Origin of the sequence: Pseudostreptobacillus hongkongensis (genome assembly GCF_001559795.1) — a bacterium.
Lineage (GTDB): Bacteria > Fusobacteriota > Fusobacteriia > Fusobacteriales > Leptotrichiaceae > Pseudostreptobacillus > Pseudostreptobacillus hongkongensis.
In genome coordinates, this window is the sequence record NZ_LOHY01000095.1 from 1 (window position 1) to 19,041 (window position 19,041).

A 19,041-nucleotide genomic window follows, 5' to 3' on the forward strand; every position below is an offset into this window, starting at 1 on the left:
TCAAATTTCACTCTGCAAAAAATAGCAAAAAATGTTGAAAAAAAATATGTTTTATGCTATTATATAAATAACCCTGCTTTGTGAATAATCACTAGGGCAAAATCCAAAGGGAAGGAGAAAAGAAATGACAAATTACGAAATTATGTTTATTCTTTCAACTCAATTAACAGAAGAAGAAAAGAAAGCTAATGTTGAAAAAGTAGAAGCTATTTTAACACAAGCTGGGGCAACTGAAGTTAAGACTGAGATAATGGGAGATAGAAAATTAGCTTATCCAATTAAGAAAAAAGAAAATGGATACTATGTTTTAACTAAATTTGCTATGGAAGGAACAAACTTACCTGAAGTAGAATCAAAATTAAACATATCTGAGTACTTAATGAAATACATGATAGTAAGATTATAGGTAGGAATAATATATAAGGGGGAAATTTTTATGAATTACGTATCATTATTAGGAAGATTTACAAGAGATCCAGAAGTTACATGGACACAATCAGGAAAAGCTTATGTTAGATTTTCTCTTGCAGTACAAAGAGATTCAAATAGAGACGAAGCTGATTTTATAAATTGTGTTGCTTGGGATAAAAGAGCAGAAACTATTGGACAATATTTTAAAAAAGGAAGTAGAATTTTAATTCAAGGAAGATTAAATGTGAGCAGTTATGAAAAAAATGGTGAAACTAGATATTCAACAGATGTAGTTGTTAATGGATTTAATTTCATCGATAGATCTGAAAATTCTGATTACTCAGATAGACCAGCACCATCTACAGAAAGTAGAAGACCTGCTCCTAGAGAAGAAGTAATAATTGAAGATGAGGATGACTTCCCATTCTAAAAAATAGGAGGAAAAATGAAACCAGTTGCTGAATTTAAAAAAAGAAAAAGAAGACCAAAAGTTAAATTCAAGATTGAAGAAATAGATTACAAAAATGTAGATTTATTAAAAAACTTCATGAACGATAAAGGTAAAATATCTCCATCAAGAGTAACAGGACTTGATGCTAAGATACAAAGAAAAATAGCAAGAGCTATTAAGAGAGCAAGACAAATTGCTTTATTACCTTACACAAGAATTGAAAAATAAGTATATAAATAAAGCTAGCAGGAATGCTAGCTTTTGTATTTATTCAAATACATCTATTTTAATGTTAATCACCTCCGAATATATATAAATATAACAGAAAAAATGATAACTTTAAAGATAGATAATTAAGAATACAGAGAATATTTTTAGAATTATCTTTTAATTATTGATTAATAAAAAAATAAAGGTATAATATCTGTAAGACAAGATTTTATATTAAAAGAGAGGAATTTTATGAAAAAATATTTATTAATTATAGTTATGTTAATATCTTTTTTATCATTTTCAGCTATTAATTATAATGACTATGTAGGTTTATGGAAAAACGATCAATTAGTTTATGAAATAACTAAATCAGGAAATGATTATTATTTACAAGAATTTAGATTTAATCAATTAAATATGAGTTCTAAGCAAAAAGAAAATAGTTTAAATTTAAGAATACTTATAGATAAGAATATAGGTTTGTGGGTATTACCTAAGGATAAATTAGATGTAACAAAAGATGGTTTAAATTTTGGGGTTATTACATATAAGCTAGAAAAATCAGAAGAAAGTGATAGTTGGCTTGGAATAAAAAAGGGAGATATGGTATTAAAAGAATATGTTAAAGTTGGTGAAGACTATATTGTTCTTGATTATAGAAAGGTAACAAATTCTGAGAAAAAAGAATTGATTAAATCTAAAAAGCAAAATTTAACTGATGCTGAAGTACAAAAATATTTGAAATAACACTTTGAAAATGGGATAAAGATCTATGATATAGATTTTATTTATGAGAGAAGATTTGAGAATTAAAAATAAAAATAGGGAAATATAAAAGGATAGAATAATTTGAAAAGTGAAAAAGAAGAATAGTATTTTCGGTGGTAGATATTGGAGGAGTTTTATCTAATAGTGAAAATTCAAGAGATCATTGGTATCGTGTTAAGAAAAGAAGGATAGAATAGGGAAAAAAGTAAATTGTCGATATTTTGTTGACAGTTGAAGATGTAAGCAATAGATGGTAAAATGCGTCTTACTAATGTTGTATATAAGCAGTTATAGTTAGGTTATATCTATAAACTTATTTGTAATATTAAAAATTAATTTATATATATTAAGGATATTGTAATACGGTACTGAAATTAGGAATTACAATATCCTTTTTTATTTTAATAAAGTTTTTGTAAAAAAAATATAAAAAGTTGCTCTTTTTTATTTTAAAAAATAGGGTATTAATATATTGAAGGAGGATAAATTATGCGAGTAAATGAAATGAGTATAAGAATATTTGAAGTTATATGCATTAATAATATAATTAAATTAGATAATATACTGAAAATACTAGAAATAAATGAAAGAAAATTTAGGTATGAATTAGATGTTTTTAATGAAGTATTATATGAAAATTCATTTGGAAGCATTAATTTAAAACATGGTGAAATTCAATACACATTAAAAAAAGATGTAAAAGAAATACATGATTATTTAAACTCTATTATAAGAATAGGATTAAGAGATAGACTAGATTATATATATTTATCTTTTTTAGTTAATAATAAAGTTAATTTAAATCAATTATCTAATGAATTAGATATAAGTAAAGTTACTATTAAGAAAGATCTTAATAAATTAACATTAGAATTAGATGAAGGAATAGACATTAAGTTGTGTAAACAGTATTACTTAATAGGAGAAGAATTAAAAATTAGAGAAAAGGGACTATCTATATTATTGAAATCATTCCTTGAGGATAATGTTAAAAATGTTATAAAGGATAATATTTTTAATGAGTATAGAGAAAAAAGTATAGAGTTTTTAAAAAAAGTTAATCCTGAAGCAAATTTGAATGGAAGACTATATTTTATAGTATTAACGTATATAATGATAGTTTTAATAAGGATAAAGCAAGGAAAAGTTCTAACTAATTTAAGTTTAGAAGAGTATTTATATTTAATGGAATTTGAAGAATATAAAAAAGTAGAAGAAAATATATCAATATTATCTGAAAATATAAAAGATAATAAATATGAAATACTAATGTTAACGGATTTTATAGTTGGAATGACATTTAAAGATACAAATAGAGTAACATTTAATAGATGGCTAGAATTAAGAATAATAGTTCAAAATTTTATTGGAAATATGAGTATTGCAATGAATATACCTTTTGAAAAAGATAACATATTAATAGAAGACCTCATAAACCATATAAACCCTTCAATTTATAGAATGATAAGTGATGTTAAATTAAATGATATTAATTACTTTTATGATGAAATTAATACTAATAATATTATTGAAACGATAAAAAAGGAAATAGTATATATAGAAAAAATATTTGAAATAGAATTTTCAATTGAAGAAATAATATTGTTTGCAGTACACTTTGAAGCTTCTATAGAAAGAAATAATTTTAGGACAAAAAATTATAAAAAAGTTTTATTAATGTGTGCAGGAGGTTATGGGACAACTAAAATATTAGTACATAAATTAAAAAATAGATACCAAATAGATGAAATGAAGGTGGCATCTATAATGGAAATGGATAAAATAAAGTTAGATGAATATGATTTGCTAATTACAACAATAGATATTAAAAGCGAAAAACTAAATAACTTTACAAATAAAATAAGGATATCACCATTTTTAACAAATAAAGAATTAGAAATATTAGATAAATGTTTTGTGTTGAAAAATAATAATTTAAATTATGACTCGCTTATACTTAATATTAATAGTAATAAAAATATAGACGAACCATTTAAAAGATATATTATAGATGAAATATCAAAAGTTAAGAATGAAACAAATAATATAAAAAAATATAATGTGTGTAATTTGAAAAAATATTTTAATACACATAATATATTTTTTGTTGATAATAAGATTAATAGTTGGCAAGAAGTTATAAATTATGGTGTAGATAAGATGGAAAAATTGGGGTTTGTTGATAAAGATTATGCAGTTGATATTATAGATAATATAAATAAATATGGATCGTATTTAGTTGTTTCTTCAAATGTTGCTATTCCACATGCAAAATCTAGTAAAAAAGATTATAAAAATGGAAATGTAGTGTTGTTTTTAAAAGATAAAGTTGTATTTCCAGGAAATAAAGATGTTAAACTTTTATTCTTTATATATCAAAAAGATAATGAACAAGATTTAGGTTTAATAAATGAAATATTAAGTGTTGTGGATAAAAAGGAAGTAATAAATAATATTAATAATATTGATGAATTAAATGAATACATATTAATTTGATTTATAGAGAGGAACTAATAAATATGAGTTATATATTTGAAAGAGATTTAATTAAATTAGATTTAGAAGCAACAAATTGGGAAGATGCTATTGTTAAAACTTGTAGAATATTAGAAGATAAAGGATACATAAATAATAATTTTTGTAATAGATTAATAGAAGTAACTAAAGAAATAGGACCTTACTATATTATTACTAAAAATATTGGTATTCCTCATTTGAGACCTGAAGAAGGTGTTTTAAAAGAAGGGTTTAGTTTATTTAAATTTAATAAAAAGGTAGATTTTCTAGGAAATGAAATAGAATACTTGATATATATTTTATCATTAAGTGATGAGAATCATTTAGAAAAAATTTCTAAAGTAGCGGATATATTAGAAAATAAAGAGTTTTTTTCTAAAATTTCAAGTGAAGGTATAGATAATATAAATATATTAGATTATATAAATAATTAAAGGATGTGGTTTTATGAAAAGAGGATTAGTTGTTTGTAGAACAGGTATGGGAAGTTCTATGATGTTAAGAATAAAAATGGATCAAGTTATTTCTGAAAATCATTTAGATGTAGATTTAGAACATGATGTTCTTAGTGCAATATCTAATTATGATGTAGACTTTGTTGTTACCATGAATGATTTAGTAGATCAAGTTAAAGATGAAGCTAAAGCTGTAATAGGTATAGAGGATTTAATGAATAAAGAGGAATTGAAAGAAAAGTTAATTAAATTTTTAGAAGAAAATAAATAGATATGGAGGAAATTTTATGGAATTCGTGAAAGTAGTAGTTTTTGACCTTTTAGGATCAGCACCTATTCTAGTAGGAATAATGTCTTTAATAGGATTGATTTTACAAAAGAAACCTGCAACTAAGGTTATAACAGGAACTGTTAAAACTATTGTAGGATTCTTAATATTTGCGGGTGGAGGAAGTTTAGCGGTTAAGTCACTTGATAGTTTTCAAACACTATTTAGTGATGGTTTTGGACTTAAGGGAGTGTTACCTTTAGCTGAAGCATTAACAGCTCTTGCTCAAACTAAATTTGCAACTATAGTTTCTCTTATTATGGTATTTGGATTTTTAGCAAACTTAGTAGTTGCAAGACTTACTAGATTTAAATATATATTCTTAACAGGGCAACATAATTTATATCTAGCAGCATTATTAACAGTTGTATTAAAAGCTCTTAATTTTTCAGATATGGTAGCAGTAATTATTGGAGCTATTATACTTGGATTTTCAGCAGCTATATTCCCAGCGATTGCTCAACCATTTATGAGAAAAGTAACTGGTAGTGATGATATAGCTATGGGGCATTATGTAACTATTTCTTATGCATTATCAGGTTGGTTAGGTAAATTTGTTGGTAAACCAGAAGAAAGTACAGAAAAAATTAAATTACCTGGTTGGTTATCTATATTTAAAGATTACGTAGTATCAGTTAGTTTATCAGTATTGTTATTTTTCTATATAGCTACAGTAGCGGCTGGTAAAGTAAATGTTGAAAAAATATCTGGAGGAGTAAACTGGTTAGTTTATCCTTTATTCCAAGCATTATCATTTACAGCAGCATTATATATTATAATAACAGGTGTTAGAATGTTCTTAGGTGAAATGGTGCCTGCCTTTGTTGGAATTTCAGAAAAATTAATACCAAATTCAAAACCAGCGTTAGATTGTCCAGTAGTATTTCAATATGCACCAACAGCTACAGTTTTAGGATTTTTATCAGCATATGCTGGAGGGTTATTATGTATGGTTATATTAGCATCTTTAGGTATGGTAGTTATAATACCTGTTGCAATTCCTTATTTCTTTATAGGAGCTACAGCAGGTGTGTTTGGTAATGCAACTGGTGGATGGAAAGGATGTATTTTAGGAGGATTTGTAACAGGAATTCTTATAGCTATAGGGCCTGCTTTATTATATCCAATAATGGAATTAGTTGGATTAAAAGGTACTACATTCCCAGAAACAGACTTTGTTGTTTTAGGATTATCTATATATTATTTAGGTAAGATGTTTGGAAGATAATGTGGAGGATATTATGTTAGATATAAAGAGTTTAGAAGAAAAAGCTAAAGAATTAAGAAAAAATATAGTTGAGATGGTATACCTTGCAAAAGCAGGACATCCTGGAGGTTCTTTATCATCAATAGATATATTAAACTATATTTATATGAATGAAATTGATTTTAATTCACAAAATAGAAGTAGAGTTATAATATCTAAAGGACATGTAACACCCGCTATATATTCTGTATTAATTTCTAAAGGTATTATAGATAGAAGTGAAATAGGTACTTTTAGACAGGTTAATTCTAAGTTACAAGGACATCCAGATAGAAATAAAATTAAAGAATTAGATGCAAATACAGGTTTACTTGGGCAAGGATTATCAATAGGTATAGGTATGGCTCTAGCAAAAAAATTAAAAAATGATGATAATAATATTTTTGTAATATTAGGTGATGGTGAAATTCAAGAAGGACAAATATGGGAAGCACTTATGAGTGGTTCACATTACAAACTAGACAATTTAATAGCTATACTTGACTATAATGGATTATCATCTAAAGGTGATGTTAATAAGTCAATGAATTTAGAACCAATTAAAGATAAGGTAGAAGCTTTTGGTTGGCATGTTATATGTATAGATGGACATGATTATAAAGAAATTGATTCTGCTATAAAAGAAGCTAAGACTATTAATGGAAAACCTACTTTTATAATTGCTAAAACAGTTAAAGGAAAAGGTGTAAGTTTTATGGAAAATAATCCAAAATGGCATAGTGGAGCTTTAAAAGATGAAGAATATATAGAAGCAATAGAAAATGTTGAAAGAGGGTTTTAAAATGGTATATAATTATACATCACCAAGAGATCATATAGGAGATATTCTTAATGAAATAGCAGAAGCTAATGATAAGATAGTGGTTATAGATAGTGATTTATCATCATCAGTTACAACTAATAAATTCCAAGCTAAATATCCAAATAGATTTTTTGAAATGGGAATAGCTGAACAAAATTCATTAGGTGTTACATCAGGATTAGCAACAGAAGGATTTATACCTTTTTATGTTAATTTCTCAATATTTTGTATAGGGACAGTATGGACTCAATTAAGACAAGCTTGTTATGCAAAATTAAATATTAAATTAATAGGAACACATCCTGGTATGGATAATGGTCCTGATGGAGCATCTCACCATGCTTTAGAAGATTTAGCCTTAAGTAGATCTTTAGCAAATTTAACTATATTAAACCCTATTGATTTAGAAGATTTAAAAGCTGCAATAAATAAAGCAATAGAAATAGAGGGGCCTGTGTATATAAGGGTGGCAAGAGATATAGTTCCTATTTTACATGAAGAAAATATTAGTAATTATGATTTGAAAATTGAGACAATTTTTAATGAAGGAAATGATTATGCAATAATTTTTGAAGGAACGGCTGCAAAACAAGCCTTAGATGGTTTTGAATTACTTAAAAAAGAAGGATATAAAAATAAATTGATTAGTATAAAAACTATAAAACCTTTAGATAAAGAAGGAATAATTAAAGAGATATCTAATGTAAAAGGAGTATTAACCGTTGAAAATCATACATTAAATGGTGGATTAGGATCAGTTATATCAGAAGTTATAGCTGAAAACGCATTAGGTGTTAAATTAAAGAGAATAGGAGTAAAAGATACATTTACAGAATCAGGAAAAACAGTAGATGTTAAGAAAAAATATGGTCTTGATGGAGAAAATGTTAGAGATACAATAATTAATTTTTAAAGTTAGTAAATACGCATCATAAAATATCACGATTAAAAGTGGGGATTTTCCTCACTTTTTATATTTAGTAAATTTATTATTAAATATTTTAGTGGTTAAATATTTCTTTTTTAATTAAAAGATAGTATAATAGTAATGAAAAGCATAATTTAAATAAATATTTTGAAATAATAAAAAAAATTAAATTGAAACATATTATTTTAAATTAAAAAATGACTGTTTATTAAATTTTTAAAAATAGGAGTGTTGTAATGAAAGAACTAGATTTTGAAAAGTAATTAATTGAACTACTTTCAAATGGAAAGTAGACGGAACAAATTCTACCTGCCAAGAATACTCAAGTAAAAAAACATATAAGAAAAAACAGTCTGAAAACTCTTTATACCAAGTGTTTACAACTGACTATAATCAAATCTATGGAAGAATAAGACATGATGCATTGGATAAAGATTTCACCTTACTTGATGATATAAAAGTACTTTACCAAGAATTCGCTTTTAAATATGATAGTGCAAAAGATAAGAATTCAAAAGAAGAAATTATCAATTTATTTATATTGGAAACAAACAATTACTGAGTTAGGAGGTATTAAATTTTATGAATAATGAAGTTATTTTTTATAAAGATGGTGAGTTAGCGCTTCCTGTAGAAGTTACACCAGATAAAGAAACTGTTTGGTTAAGGGTCGAAGAAATGGCAGAACTTTTCGACAGGGATCGTTCTGTAATACAAAGACATATAAAAAATATATTTAAAGAAGATGAATTAGAGAAAAATTCAACTTGTGCAAAATTTGCACAAGTTCAAAATGAAGGCAACAGATCCGTAGAAAGAATTTTTGATTATTACAACCTCGATATGATTATATCCGTTGGCTATCGAGTAAAGTCTCAAAGAGGAATTGCTTTTAGAAAATGGGCTACAACTATATTAAAAGAATATATTGTTCAAGGTTATGCAGTTAATGACAAACGATTAAAAGTATTGAATAAAGTAATAGAAATCCAGTCAAACATCATTTCCGATGTTCTTGAATTAGATTCTAAAGAAGTTTTTGATGTTATTCAAAAATATACTCAAGCACTTGAGTTGTTAGATGATTACGATCACCAAGTTGTTCAAAAGCCAAAACAAACTAATAAAGAAAGCTATCATCTAAGCTATAACGAGTGTCGTAATCTCATTGATAGTATGACATTTAATAGCATATCAACCATATTTGGAAAAGAAAAAAGCAAAGGCGTATTAGAAGGTATCATCGGCTCGGTTTATCAAAGTGCATTTGGAGAAGATATATATCCATCCACTCAAGAAAAAGCAGCAAATCTCCTTTATTTTATAGTCAAAGATCATCCTTTTATTGATGGATGCAAAAGAATTGCTGCAAGTATATTCTTATATTTTCTAAACAAAAATAATTTACTGTTTAAGGATGGAGAAAAAATAATTTCTGATAGCACATTGGTAGCGATTACTTTGTTATTAGCAGAATCAAAACCGGAAGAAAAAGAAATTATGATTAATGTAATTATGAATTTCTTAACATGGTAAATTGTACTTTCTTAAACCATTTATGCAGATAGAAAAAAGCCAGCAGAATTTACACTCTGTTGGCTTAATTAATGTCTATTGTGTGTCATTTAAAAATAAAAGATAAATATAACATACAATAAAAATATTTAGAAAATACAAAAACGTGTGCTAATAAACTTTTAAGTTTAAAAGTACATGTTTTAAATTAAAAAAACTTTTTAGAATTTATAACTCAAATTTAATCCTATAAATCCTGAATTTTTATACCCTGTATAAGTATATATCCCAAATGATTTATAATTTAAACCTAGTCCTAATTTAACTGAAGGTAATAATTTAAAGTTTTTTACATTTTGTGGTATTAAATAATCTCTACCATCCACTTCTACATTATTGCTTTCTAAATATTTAGCATAAGTATAAAGTCTATTATTAGAAATACTTAATCCTATATTTAAATAAGACATAACCCCTAAATTATCAGTAAATTTATACCCAAATTTAGTAGTTATATATGGTGTTATTGAATAACTTATTTTATTTACTGATACAATATTTGTTAATTTAGATACTGCATCATTATTGTTATAAGCATTAATTTTTTCATCATATTCTTTTTTTAATTCATTATATTTATCTAAAGCTTCAGTCCATTTTTCTTTTTCAGAATCAATAACTTTTTCATTAAGATTGGCAAATGTATCTTCTTCTAATTCTGAATCATCTTCTTCATTATTTTCTCCAGCATTATTATTTTCATCACCATTTTCCTCACTACTTTCACCATCATTTCTTTCTGCTTCATTTGGTTGAGATTCGTTAGTTTCTGAACTTTCTTCACCATCTCTTAAGATAATATGCTCTGAAACAGAAACAGTTGTATTACTATGATTTTCTTCTTCATTTGCTGTATTATCTTCACTTTCTGCATTTTCTCCAGATTCAGTATTTTCTTCAGTTTCTGTATTATTTTCAGTTTCTTCTTCAGCTTCATCTGGATCTCTTACTGGTTTGTCAAAATCTTCATTTTTATATCTTTCTAAAAGATTTACAGGTTTTTCATAATCTTCCTCTTTATTTTCAATTTCAGGTTCTTTATATTCTCCATATTTTTCTTTATACTTACCTAAAATTTCAGTTTTTTTATTTTCTAAATCAAGAATCTTATTTTCAGAGTTTTTCTTTTTATCTTCATTCTTTTTAGTATTTTCTTCTAAATTTTCAAGTATAGCAATATGTATATCAAACTCATTTTCAACATTGAAATAAAGATCAGCTTTTTTTCTAGCTACTTTTATTTTTTCAATAAAATCTTTATATTCTTGTTCTTCCTTATATTCTTCATAAGTTTTTTCACCTTGTTTATTAACATAATCATTAAGTTCTTTTAAAAGATTTCTTACCTCTTCTTTTTGTTCATTATTTTTAACAGATAATTTTTCTCTTTTTTCTTTTAATTTCCCCAAATCTTCTTCTATATTACTATAAATTTTTTTAAAATCAGAATATTCATTCAAAATTCTTTCTGTTTTTTTAAGTTCTTTTCTTTCTGAATATAATTTATATATTACATCTCTTACATTCTTATATACCATTGAATATTCAGTAGAAAATCTTTTGAATTCTTCTTCTTTATCAATAGCTTCTTTATTAGCTATATCTAAATTTTCCTTAAGTTTTTCAAATTCTTTATTATTTATTTCAACTTTAGGTACAACAACCGATGAAAAATTATTATTTAAATCAATGGCAATATTACTAGAAATACCTGCTCCTACTCCTAAATATATCTTTTCATTTGAAAATTTTATTGGATAATAAGTATCCAAATTAAGACCTAAATTTAACTTTTGTATTTTTAAATCTCCTTTAACAAGACTACCTAATCCAGCATTTTCAAAATCTTTTTTACTTACTTTGTCAATATCATAACCAACAGAAAAACTACTTTCTATATCTACAGGTAATTTATTAGCAGAAAATGCTGTTATAGTTGCTAAACTATATATTAAAATTTTAAATTTATTCATATCTGCTCCTCTAAAACTCAAATTTAAGTGATGCATTTATTGCATTACTCTTTATATTTTTATTTATATAACTCAATCCTAAATTGACATTACCATATTTTTTATCAAATTTAATACCAAAATTAACTAAATTATCTTCAAGACTAATTCCTTCAATATTTCTTGTAAATTTATACTCTTTAAGAGTTGCTTTTGATTCTATAGTAGTATCAACTAAATATTTAGTATAATCAGCAAATAATTCAAAGTTATAATTTTTATAATTCAATGCTAATTTACTTCCTAATGTTACTGTTGGTTTAAAGAATATTTCACTTTCTGATCTATATCCAAAATCATTATTTTCATTGTATGAGCCTTTAATATATGTTTTCATGTTTAATCCTATATATGGTTTAATAGATAATTTTATATCACTATTTATATCCTTATTATATCTATAACCAAATACATTATTGAAATTCAAAATAAGATCTGAACTTCTTGTATCTTCAACATGTTTATCTAATAATTCTCTTGATATATGTTTATCTAAATAATCAAAACCAATTAAAGTATCTAATTCAAAATTCTTATATCCTATTTTATTAGCTATGCCTAATCCTACACTATTAACATTTACATTTCCTAAAACTTTTGTATTATCATTTGGATATTTAACTTTAAATCTTAAATCTTTAAGTAATGAATGTTCATAACTTACTCCAACATTTGTAGTTAAGCTAAGATCTGATATTTTAATATTATGAGAAAATCCTAACATCATTCCATTAATAGAATATAATCTTTTTTTAGTATTTACCATCTTACTATCTAATCTATTAATTAGTCTTGCAAATACATTAAATTGTTTATTATTACCATCTAATGTATTTAATAATTCTCTATTATTAATATCTGATATTTCTGTCCCTAAAGTTAATGAATCTGATAATATATCTCCATTTAATTTTTCAAGATCTTCTTCATCTGTCATTTCTAAATTATCTAAACTAACCGCTAATCTAGATAATTCATTTTTATCTAATGTAGAACTCATTTCATTTATTATCTTATTTCTCAATTTTGAAGAAAGAGTTGTTGGCATTTCAGTTTTCTTATTCAAAACATCTTCAATATGTTCTTTTCTTTCCAAATACATTTTAACTACATTTTTATCCTTATCTTTAGATAATTCTGTAACTAAATTTAACCCTGAACTTACACTTTTTACCCCAAAATTAAATTTAGAAATATCTTCAACAGGAACATCTTTAGCTACAAATACAAGTTTTTTATTTATTGTATCTTCAGTTTCTTCTTTCTTATTTTCTACTATATCTTCTTCTGTATAATCTTCTAACTTCTTAGTTTCCGGTAACTTAAATGTTAACATTCCATATTTTCTAAATAAAGAAATGTTAAAATGATTCATATCAGATAAGTCTAACTTATCTACACTTAATCTTCCACCAGTTGCAACTATTGTCTCTGAATTTTCATACGGTTTATATGTCCCAAATATTGAATCTTTTTCTGAATATGAATAAAGTTTACCTTTATTATATACATTAGCATAAATTCCACCTTTTATTGGTTCAAGTCCTAAAAGAATTCTTGCATAATTCCCTTGTTCCATACGAACTGAATCTATCTTAAGTTTTGTATTTTCTGATACGTATACATCTGAGTTTTGTACCCCTTGTACAACTAATGTTCCTCCTTTAATATATGTAGGTTCAGTATAAGTATTATTACCAGATAAAATTAAAGTACCATTACCATATTTTTCAAGTCCTGCACTATAGAATAATTCTCTTTCTTCAAAATCAAGACTTGGTATATATCCTTTAATTTTTGGTCTTAATCTATTAACAATATCAGATATTGTAATATTAGTTTTTTCTAACACTTTCTTAACATTATCGTGTTTTTCTAAGAAATCATCAGATAACAATTCTTTATCTTTAAAATTAGATGTTAAAGTCAATACAGTTCCTTCATCAAATGTAATAAATCCTCTTGAACTCATATGTTTAATAGGATCAAATCCACCTTTTATACTATTTGCAAATGTATATGTTCCATAAGGAATATTTGCTATAAAGTTTTCTTCTCCTACTTCATGAGTTAAAGCCTTAACAAATCTTGCTGGACCATCAAGCGCTGAATCTTTATCCATTATTCCCCAACCTATGTTTTCATCAACACCATAAAGTCCCTTACTTAAAATTTTAACATTATCTGCACCTTCTGGCTTATTAGGATCTGCTTTTTTATATATAACTCTATAATCATCAATAGTTGTTGTAAGTAGTGATGTTTTTATATCATGAGCACTCATCCAAGGATATTTTTCTGCTATCATTCCAGCAACAGCTGTCATTCTTGGTGCTGAAAATGATGAACCATAAGCAATATTTTCTCCTATATTTTCACCTTTACCATATTTTTTTTCTTCTTCAGTTAAACGTTTAGTATAAACATAAGACCCATCAGTTGCCATAGTCCATAATTTAGCTTTACCCGCTCTTGAGAAAGAAAATCTTGTATCATCATTAATGAAATCTTTATGTTTTTCTGACATATCATCTACAACTTTTATTCTTTTTAGAACTTCTTCTTTATAACCCTTAGGATATTTTTCCGGATGTAAATTAATATCATTTAAAATACCTATTAAATTATTATATTCAGATAACATTCCAACACCATAAAGTTTTAATCTCTTATAATTTATCTTATCTGTATTTAATCCCCATTCATCTGATATGTCCTCAGTTGCATCTTCACCATAAGCAATACTTTTAGGCGCAAGACCTACTGAACCTAATATATTTTTTCTATAATTATAGTTGTACTTATATTCTCTTCCTTCATCTAATGCTTTTTTCTTTTCTAATTCATTTAAAAATGATGGAATTGAAGCAAAATCATTATTATATTTGTAATTAGTATCATAATACGGTATTTTTTTACCATCTTCATCATAATCTACAAGATTTACTGGAGCATCATTATATGTATTTCCCGCAGATCTAACAAATAAAACATCATGATTTGCAGCTACTAATTCTGGAGAACTTTTTAATCTATGTTCAAGAGTTAATAATCTTAAATCTACTAATTTTTTATAATCTTCCTTAGTAATTTCATTCTTTTTATCAAAATATTCATATACACTTGGTATTCCTAATTCTCCATCATAATATTTTTTAAGATTATCTTTAGTAGTTAGATCATCATTTTTTAACCAAGATAAAACAGCATTTTTAAATTTATAATCTGTATTAAAGGCTTTAGCTCCTTTTTCATAATCTTTTTCAGTTAATCCCTTTAATGCAATGTATTCTTCAACATTATTATTTCCACCATAAGACATATTAATAGCTTTAATATTTTTGTTCATATCTAATATTGAAGAAATATTTTTAGCTGCTAATTCTGCACTAATGTGACTATCATCTACACCTACACTAATTGTTGTAAAATGTAAATTAGAATATTTTAACTTATCTACTTCTGTCATTCTATAAATTTCTTCTGATAAATCTGCTAATTCTTTATACATTACTTTATATTTCTCATTTTTAAGAGTTTCAGATGTATTACCATCTTCTATTAATGCAGAAATCTCATCTAATTTTTTTGCTGCAGATTGTATTTTATCTGCCAAATATTTTTGCATTATTTCAGAATGTTTATACTTTTCTTGTAAATTGGTTAATACTCTTCCTATAAAATTATTCAATTCTGCACGTGTACTAATAAAATCAGGTAATTCTCCTGTTTCACCTATTTTAGATAACATTCCTGTCAAATGACCATACCAATAGAATCTATCTCCCAAAACATTTTCATCTATCATAGAACCTATAACAGTTGCACCATGTTGTCTATCTAAATTCATATTTGCAAGTTTTCTATCATTATCATATTTGGCATCTTTTTTAAAATCTTTAATTTTATCATCTTCTTTGGCTGTAGCTCTATATACTCTTGCTTCTACCTCATCTGAAAGATCAAAGAAAGTTCCATCAGCAACACCTACATTTACACCATCAAACGATATAAATGTTTTATCTTTCTTTTCAAAAATAACCTTACCATCTCTTATTATTTTTCTAGAAATATTATGTATTCCAACAGTTTTATCTTTATCAAGAATTTCAGTTTTAAATTCTATTTTACCCTCATTTTTAACACTTTCACTATATTTTAAAATTCCTGAAACTAATCCTTCATTAAATCCACCTTTAACTGTTCCATCATCAGATAATTTTAAAGTTTTTTCATTTAAATCTGTCAATAATTCTGAAAATTTATTTTTATAATCTGATAACTTATGACCAAATTCTACATTCCTAATATACTCTTTATCTTGGAGTCCATCAATATGGTCTACTATACTAACTCTTTTAAATCCTGCAAAATCATCTAAATCCTTATATTTATCTGCTTCAAAATATTTAGAATAATCTATATACTCTACACCTTGATTATCTCTTTCAATTTCTCCAAGATCTACATCTTCAAAAGGTTCATCAATAGTATTAATACTATACTTAACTCTTTTATCTTTGTTAATAACTTTTAAATCGGCATACTTAATATTATCTTTTAATTCATCTGGTCTATTTATTATACTAACTTTTTCATCAAGTCTTATATCTTTAGTTACACCATTTACATTATCTCTTACTTGTATATACACATAATTCTTATTATTATCTACTACAACCTTATACTTAACATTAGATAACTCTGGTTTATCAGGAAATAAGTCACTTCCTTTTTTCTCTTCAACTACTATACCGTTATTCTCTCCAACTGTATATTTAGAATAACCCTCACTTCCTTCTTTATATACTAAAGAGGGTTTTTTAGTAAACAGTTTAACTATACTTACATTTTTATTTAAAGATTCATTTTTAAGATATATCTCTTCACCTTCATACATATCTGGTAAATTACTTACTTCAAAACTATCTTTATTTACATTTTTTAAATAATCAACTTTTTCTTTTTTTACTTCTTTTACTATATCTTTAAGATCTTCATTAGGATCATATTCTGGATTAATATATTTAACACTAGTATTCTTTTTTTCACTATCTTTTGTATTTATACTTGCACAACTTGTTAATGCAACTAGCCCTAGTGTTACACTTAGTATTCTCTTATTTATCTTCACGTCTACCTCCTACCAAGTATATTTTAAATTAAATTCAACTGTTGGATTTAATTTTCTAAATTCAAACTTTTTATCAACTGGACCAAATTGTCCGTTATCTGGTCTTCTATCATCTTTTATTAAATTAATAACTTTTTTCTCAAAAATTAAATTAAATCCTAAAGAACCATCTAGACTTAAATTCTTTGTAACCATATATCCTAAATTAACTTTTGGATTAATTTCTAAACTACCACCTATGTTATATCTCGTATTAAAAGTATCACTTATTAAAGGTTTTTCCTTATATGATTCTATATCATTTATATTATAGTGATACAATTTTTCATTTCTTAACATTAATGTATCAAATTTTGCTTTTAAATTAACTTCTGCATTCAAATTTAAATTTTCCTTTATTTTATTTGTATATTTAGTATTTGAATTTACTTCAATAGAATTTATAGCAAAAGTTGCAACTACCTTATCATCTTTACGTGTAACATAATTATATCCTGAACTATGATGAAATTTTGCACTATTATTTAATTCAAATTTATCTATCCCAGTAAATTTAGTCCCAACTTCTATATCAAATTTTTCACTGAATTTATTAGGATTTAATTTTTTAACCTTTTTAATAGTATCAAGATCAAAATCGCTTAATAACTTTACTTCTACATCTAGATTTTTAATCATTTTATTTATATATTTTATATCTAATTTTGATTTAATCTTATTCTTAGGTTCAATATATATATCTGTTGTAAATTTTCTTGTAGTCTCCAAACTATTTTCAGTATTAATAATAATATTTTGATTTTCTCCTAATTTTCTTTCATACTTACTATTAAGCCCTATATTAAATGTATGAGGTATAACATCAACAGTTAATATATCAGGTTGTATTAATAAACTTGGAGAATAACCAATACTTGTATTAATATCTAAATCATTAACGTCATCTTTTAATATATATGAAATTTTACTATTAATATTTGGCTCTAATTTTGATTTAACATCACTACTAGCTAATTTCCCTTCATCTGGAAGATAATTAGCTTTTCTTAATTCAAATAAAGTAGATATATTGCTATCTAAAACAATTTTTCCCTTAGATAGTATAAAGGAATTATTAGAATTTACACTCAATTTTGGATCTAATATATCATAAAAAACTCTATATGGCTTATCTTTAGTATTACCTCCTGAATATTCAGCTTTATGTTCTAAATCAAATTTCATTTTATATTTATTATTTTCATTATGACTATATTCAAATTCTAAATTAGCATTTTGATTAAATTTAGTAACATAATCCCCTACGTGAAAATCTGGAAACTCTTCAAGTTCTGTATCAAAAGCATCAAATGGTATATTTGCATTATGTAGGTCTATATCAAAAGCATATTTACTACTTAATTTGAATTTATCATTTATATCTTTATCTACATTTATATTTGTTTTAAAATATGATTTATCTTTATCAAATCTATGGAACTGATTTGCTTTATATTCCAATCTAGCATCTATATTAGTATTTAATAACTTACCTTTTAAACTAGATGAAAATATACTATTTCCTAGAGCTTCTTTTGAGCCATCATCCTCTACATACTCTGTTTTTACTTCTTCTGTAATTTTGCCACTCTTATCTACATTTTTTTTAACCCAAAAATCATCTAAATAATATTTTAATGAATTAGATAATTTTAAATCATTATTTAATTCAATATTAGAATTAACAGAAAATTTTGTCATTATATCATGATTTGCATCTCTTTTCTTAAAGTTATTGATATGCTTAACATCTTTATCAAAATCATTAATAGCAAAATCTTTTCTTGAAGATTTTATTACTGTTTCAAATTCTAATTCTTTTATTGGAACTAACTTTAAATTTGCTAAAGTTAAGTCATAACCTGAAGTCTCATATCTAAATTTAGATGGATAAACATCTTTTTCTTCATATCTAGGAGAAAAAATAGTATTAACTTTAATTCCAGTTTCTATACTATTTTCTAAACCCATAGCATTAACAGCTAAAAGTAAACTCCATAATATAGCTATATTTTTATTCATCTTAGTTTCTCCTTTCAATTTTCTTATTTTTAGTATACTCCAAAGTTAATAAGAAATCTAATATATTTAATATATGTTATCTATATATTTAATTAATGATTATTATTCTTAATTATATA

14 protein-coding genes and 1 pseudogene are annotated in these 19,041 nt (G+C 25.0%); 12 read left to right on the forward strand and 3 right to left on the reverse strand.

Annotated features, from left to right (window positions below; genetic code table 11):
• Positions 1 to 124 precede the first annotated feature (124 nt).
• The 12 genes and pseudogenes from rpsF (at position 125) to AYC59_RS05025 (ending at position 9,676) form a co-directional block, all read left to right on the forward strand.
• On the forward strand, positions 125 to 406 hold the full coding sequence (gene rpsF, locus AYC59_RS04970) for a 30S ribosomal protein S6 (protein WP_066895815.1): 282 nt from the start codon (positions 125 to 127) through the stop codon (positions 404 to 406).
• 30 nt (positions 407 to 436) lie between these two features.
• Positions 437 to 841, forward strand: a complete 405-nt coding sequence (locus AYC59_RS04975) for a single-stranded DNA-binding protein (protein ID WP_066895816.1) — start codon at positions 437 to 439, stop codon at positions 839 to 841.
• A 15-nt stretch (positions 842 to 856) separates the two neighbouring features.
• The gene (gene rpsR, locus AYC59_RS04980; protein WP_066895817.1) at positions 857 to 1,090 is read left to right on the forward strand and encodes a 30S ribosomal protein S18; all 234 of its coding nucleotides are present in this window, start codon (positions 857 to 859) and stop codon (positions 1,088 to 1,090) included.
• 234 nt (positions 1,091 to 1,324) lie between these two features.
• Positions 1,325 to 1,822: a hypothetical protein gene (locus AYC59_RS04985; protein WP_066895819.1), complete on the forward strand. Its 498-nt coding sequence runs from the start codon at positions 1,325 to 1,327 to the stop codon at positions 1,820 to 1,822.
• Positions 1,823 to 2,332: 510 nt separating this feature from the next.
• Entirely contained in the window at positions 2,333 to 4,339 is a 2,007-nt protein-coding gene (locus AYC59_RS04990; protein ID WP_066895821.1) for a BglG family transcription antiterminator, read from the forward strand.
• Positions 4,340 to 4,362: 23 nt separating this feature from the next.
• The gene (locus AYC59_RS04995) at positions 4,363 to 4,794 is read left to right on the forward strand and encodes a PTS sugar transporter subunit IIA (RefSeq protein ID WP_066895822.1); all 432 of its coding nucleotides are present in this window, start codon (positions 4,363 to 4,365) and stop codon (positions 4,792 to 4,794) included.
• A 13-nt stretch (positions 4,795 to 4,807) separates the two neighbouring features.
• Entirely contained in the window at positions 4,808 to 5,086 is a 279-nt protein-coding gene (locus AYC59_RS05000) for a PTS sugar transporter subunit IIB (RefSeq protein ID WP_066895824.1), read from the forward strand.
• Positions 5,087 to 5,102: 16 nt separating this feature from the next.
• A complete protein-coding gene (gene ulaA, locus AYC59_RS05005) occupies positions 5,103 to 6,371 on the forward strand; it encodes a PTS ascorbate transporter subunit IIC (RefSeq protein ID WP_066895826.1) in 1,269 nt (422 codons plus the stop codon).
• A 13-nt stretch (positions 6,372 to 6,384) separates the two neighbouring features.
• The gene (locus AYC59_RS05010) at positions 6,385 to 7,191 is read left to right on the forward strand and encodes a transketolase (RefSeq protein ID WP_066895828.1); all 807 of its coding nucleotides are present in this window, start codon (positions 6,385 to 6,387) and stop codon (positions 7,189 to 7,191) included.
• Between the two features lies 1 nt (position 7,192).
• Entirely contained in the window at positions 7,193 to 8,125 is a 933-nt protein-coding gene (locus tag AYC59_RS05015) for a transketolase family protein (RefSeq protein ID WP_066895830.1), read from the forward strand.
• A 325-nt stretch (positions 8,126 to 8,450) separates the two neighbouring features.
• A pseudogene (locus AYC59_RS08190) lies at positions 8,451 to 8,702 on the forward strand (DUF6076 domain-containing protein); the annotation flags it as partial.
• 20 nt (positions 8,703 to 8,722) lie between these two features.
• A complete protein-coding gene (locus AYC59_RS05025; protein ID WP_066895835.1) occupies positions 8,723 to 9,676 on the forward strand; it encodes a virulence RhuM family protein/type II toxin-antitoxin system death-on-curing family toxin in 954 nt (317 codons plus the stop codon).
• A 200-nt stretch (positions 9,677 to 9,876) separates the two neighbouring features.
• Here the strand turns inward: AYC59_RS05025 and AYC59_RS05030 are convergent, their stop codons facing one another.
• From AYC59_RS05030 to AYC59_RS05040, 3 genes are read right to left on the reverse strand one after another with little or no spacing between them, the layout of a single operon-like run.
• The gene (locus AYC59_RS05030) at positions 9,877 to 11,688 is read right to left on the reverse strand and encodes a hypothetical protein (protein WP_156445486.1); all 1,812 of its coding nucleotides are present in this window, start codon (positions 11,686 to 11,688) and stop codon (positions 9,877 to 9,879) included.
• A gap of 10 nt (positions 11,689 to 11,698) precedes the next feature.
• Complete coding sequence (locus AYC59_RS05035) at positions 11,699 to 16,861, reverse strand: S8 family serine peptidase (RefSeq protein ID WP_066895839.1); 5,163 nt, start codon at positions 16,859 to 16,861, stop codon at positions 11,699 to 11,701.
• A 9-nt stretch (positions 16,862 to 16,870) separates the two neighbouring features.
• Positions 16,871 to 18,922 carry a hypothetical protein gene (locus tag AYC59_RS05040; RefSeq protein ID WP_066895840.1) on the reverse strand — a complete coding sequence of 684 codons (2,052 nt, stop codon included), beginning with the start codon at positions 18,920 to 18,922 and terminating at the stop codon, positions 16,871 to 16,873.
• Between the last annotated feature and the right edge of the window lie 119 nt (positions 18,923 to 19,041).

Coding starts and splice junctions, on each gene's coding strand:
- ulaA (WP_066895826.1), top strand. CDS start 5,103: ATGGAATTCGTGAAAGTAGTAGTTTTTGACCTTTTAGGATCAGCACCT.
- AYC59_RS05040 (WP_066895840.1), bottom strand. CDS start 18,922: ATGAATAAAAATATAGCTATATTATGGAGTTTACTTTTAGCTGTTAAT.
- AYC59_RS04995 (WP_066895822.1), top strand. CDS start 4,363: ATGAGTTATATATTTGAAAGAGATTTAATTAAATTAGATTTAGAAGCA.
- AYC59_RS05010 (WP_066895828.1), top strand. CDS start 6,385: ATGTTAGATATAAAGAGTTTAGAAGAAAAAGCTAAAGAATTAAGAAAA.
- AYC59_RS05030 (WP_156445486.1), bottom strand. CDS start 11,688: ATGAATAAATTTAAAATTTTAATATATAGTTTAGCAACTATAACAGCA.
- rpsR (WP_066895817.1), top strand. CDS start 857: ATGAAACCAGTTGCTGAATTTAAAAAAAGAAAAAGAAGACCAAAAGTT.
- AYC59_RS04975 (WP_066895816.1), top strand. CDS start 437: ATGAATTACGTATCATTATTAGGAAGATTTACAAGAGATCCAGAAGTT.
- AYC59_RS04985 (WP_066895819.1), top strand. CDS start 1,325: ATGAAAAAATATTTATTAATTATAGTTATGTTAATATCTTTTTTATCA.
- rpsF (WP_066895815.1), top strand. CDS start 125: ATGACAAATTACGAAATTATGTTTATTCTTTCAACTCAATTAACAGAA.
- AYC59_RS05015 (WP_066895830.1), top strand. CDS start 7,193: ATGGTATATAATTATACATCACCAAGAGATCATATAGGAGATATTCTT.
- AYC59_RS05025 (WP_066895835.1), top strand. CDS start 8,723: ATGAATAATGAAGTTATTTTTTATAAAGATGGTGAGTTAGCGCTTCCT.
- AYC59_RS04990 (WP_066895821.1), top strand. CDS start 2,333: ATGCGAGTAAATGAAATGAGTATAAGAATATTTGAAGTTATATGCATT.
- AYC59_RS05000 (WP_066895824.1), top strand. CDS start 4,808: ATGAAAAGAGGATTAGTTGTTTGTAGAACAGGTATGGGAAGTTCTATG.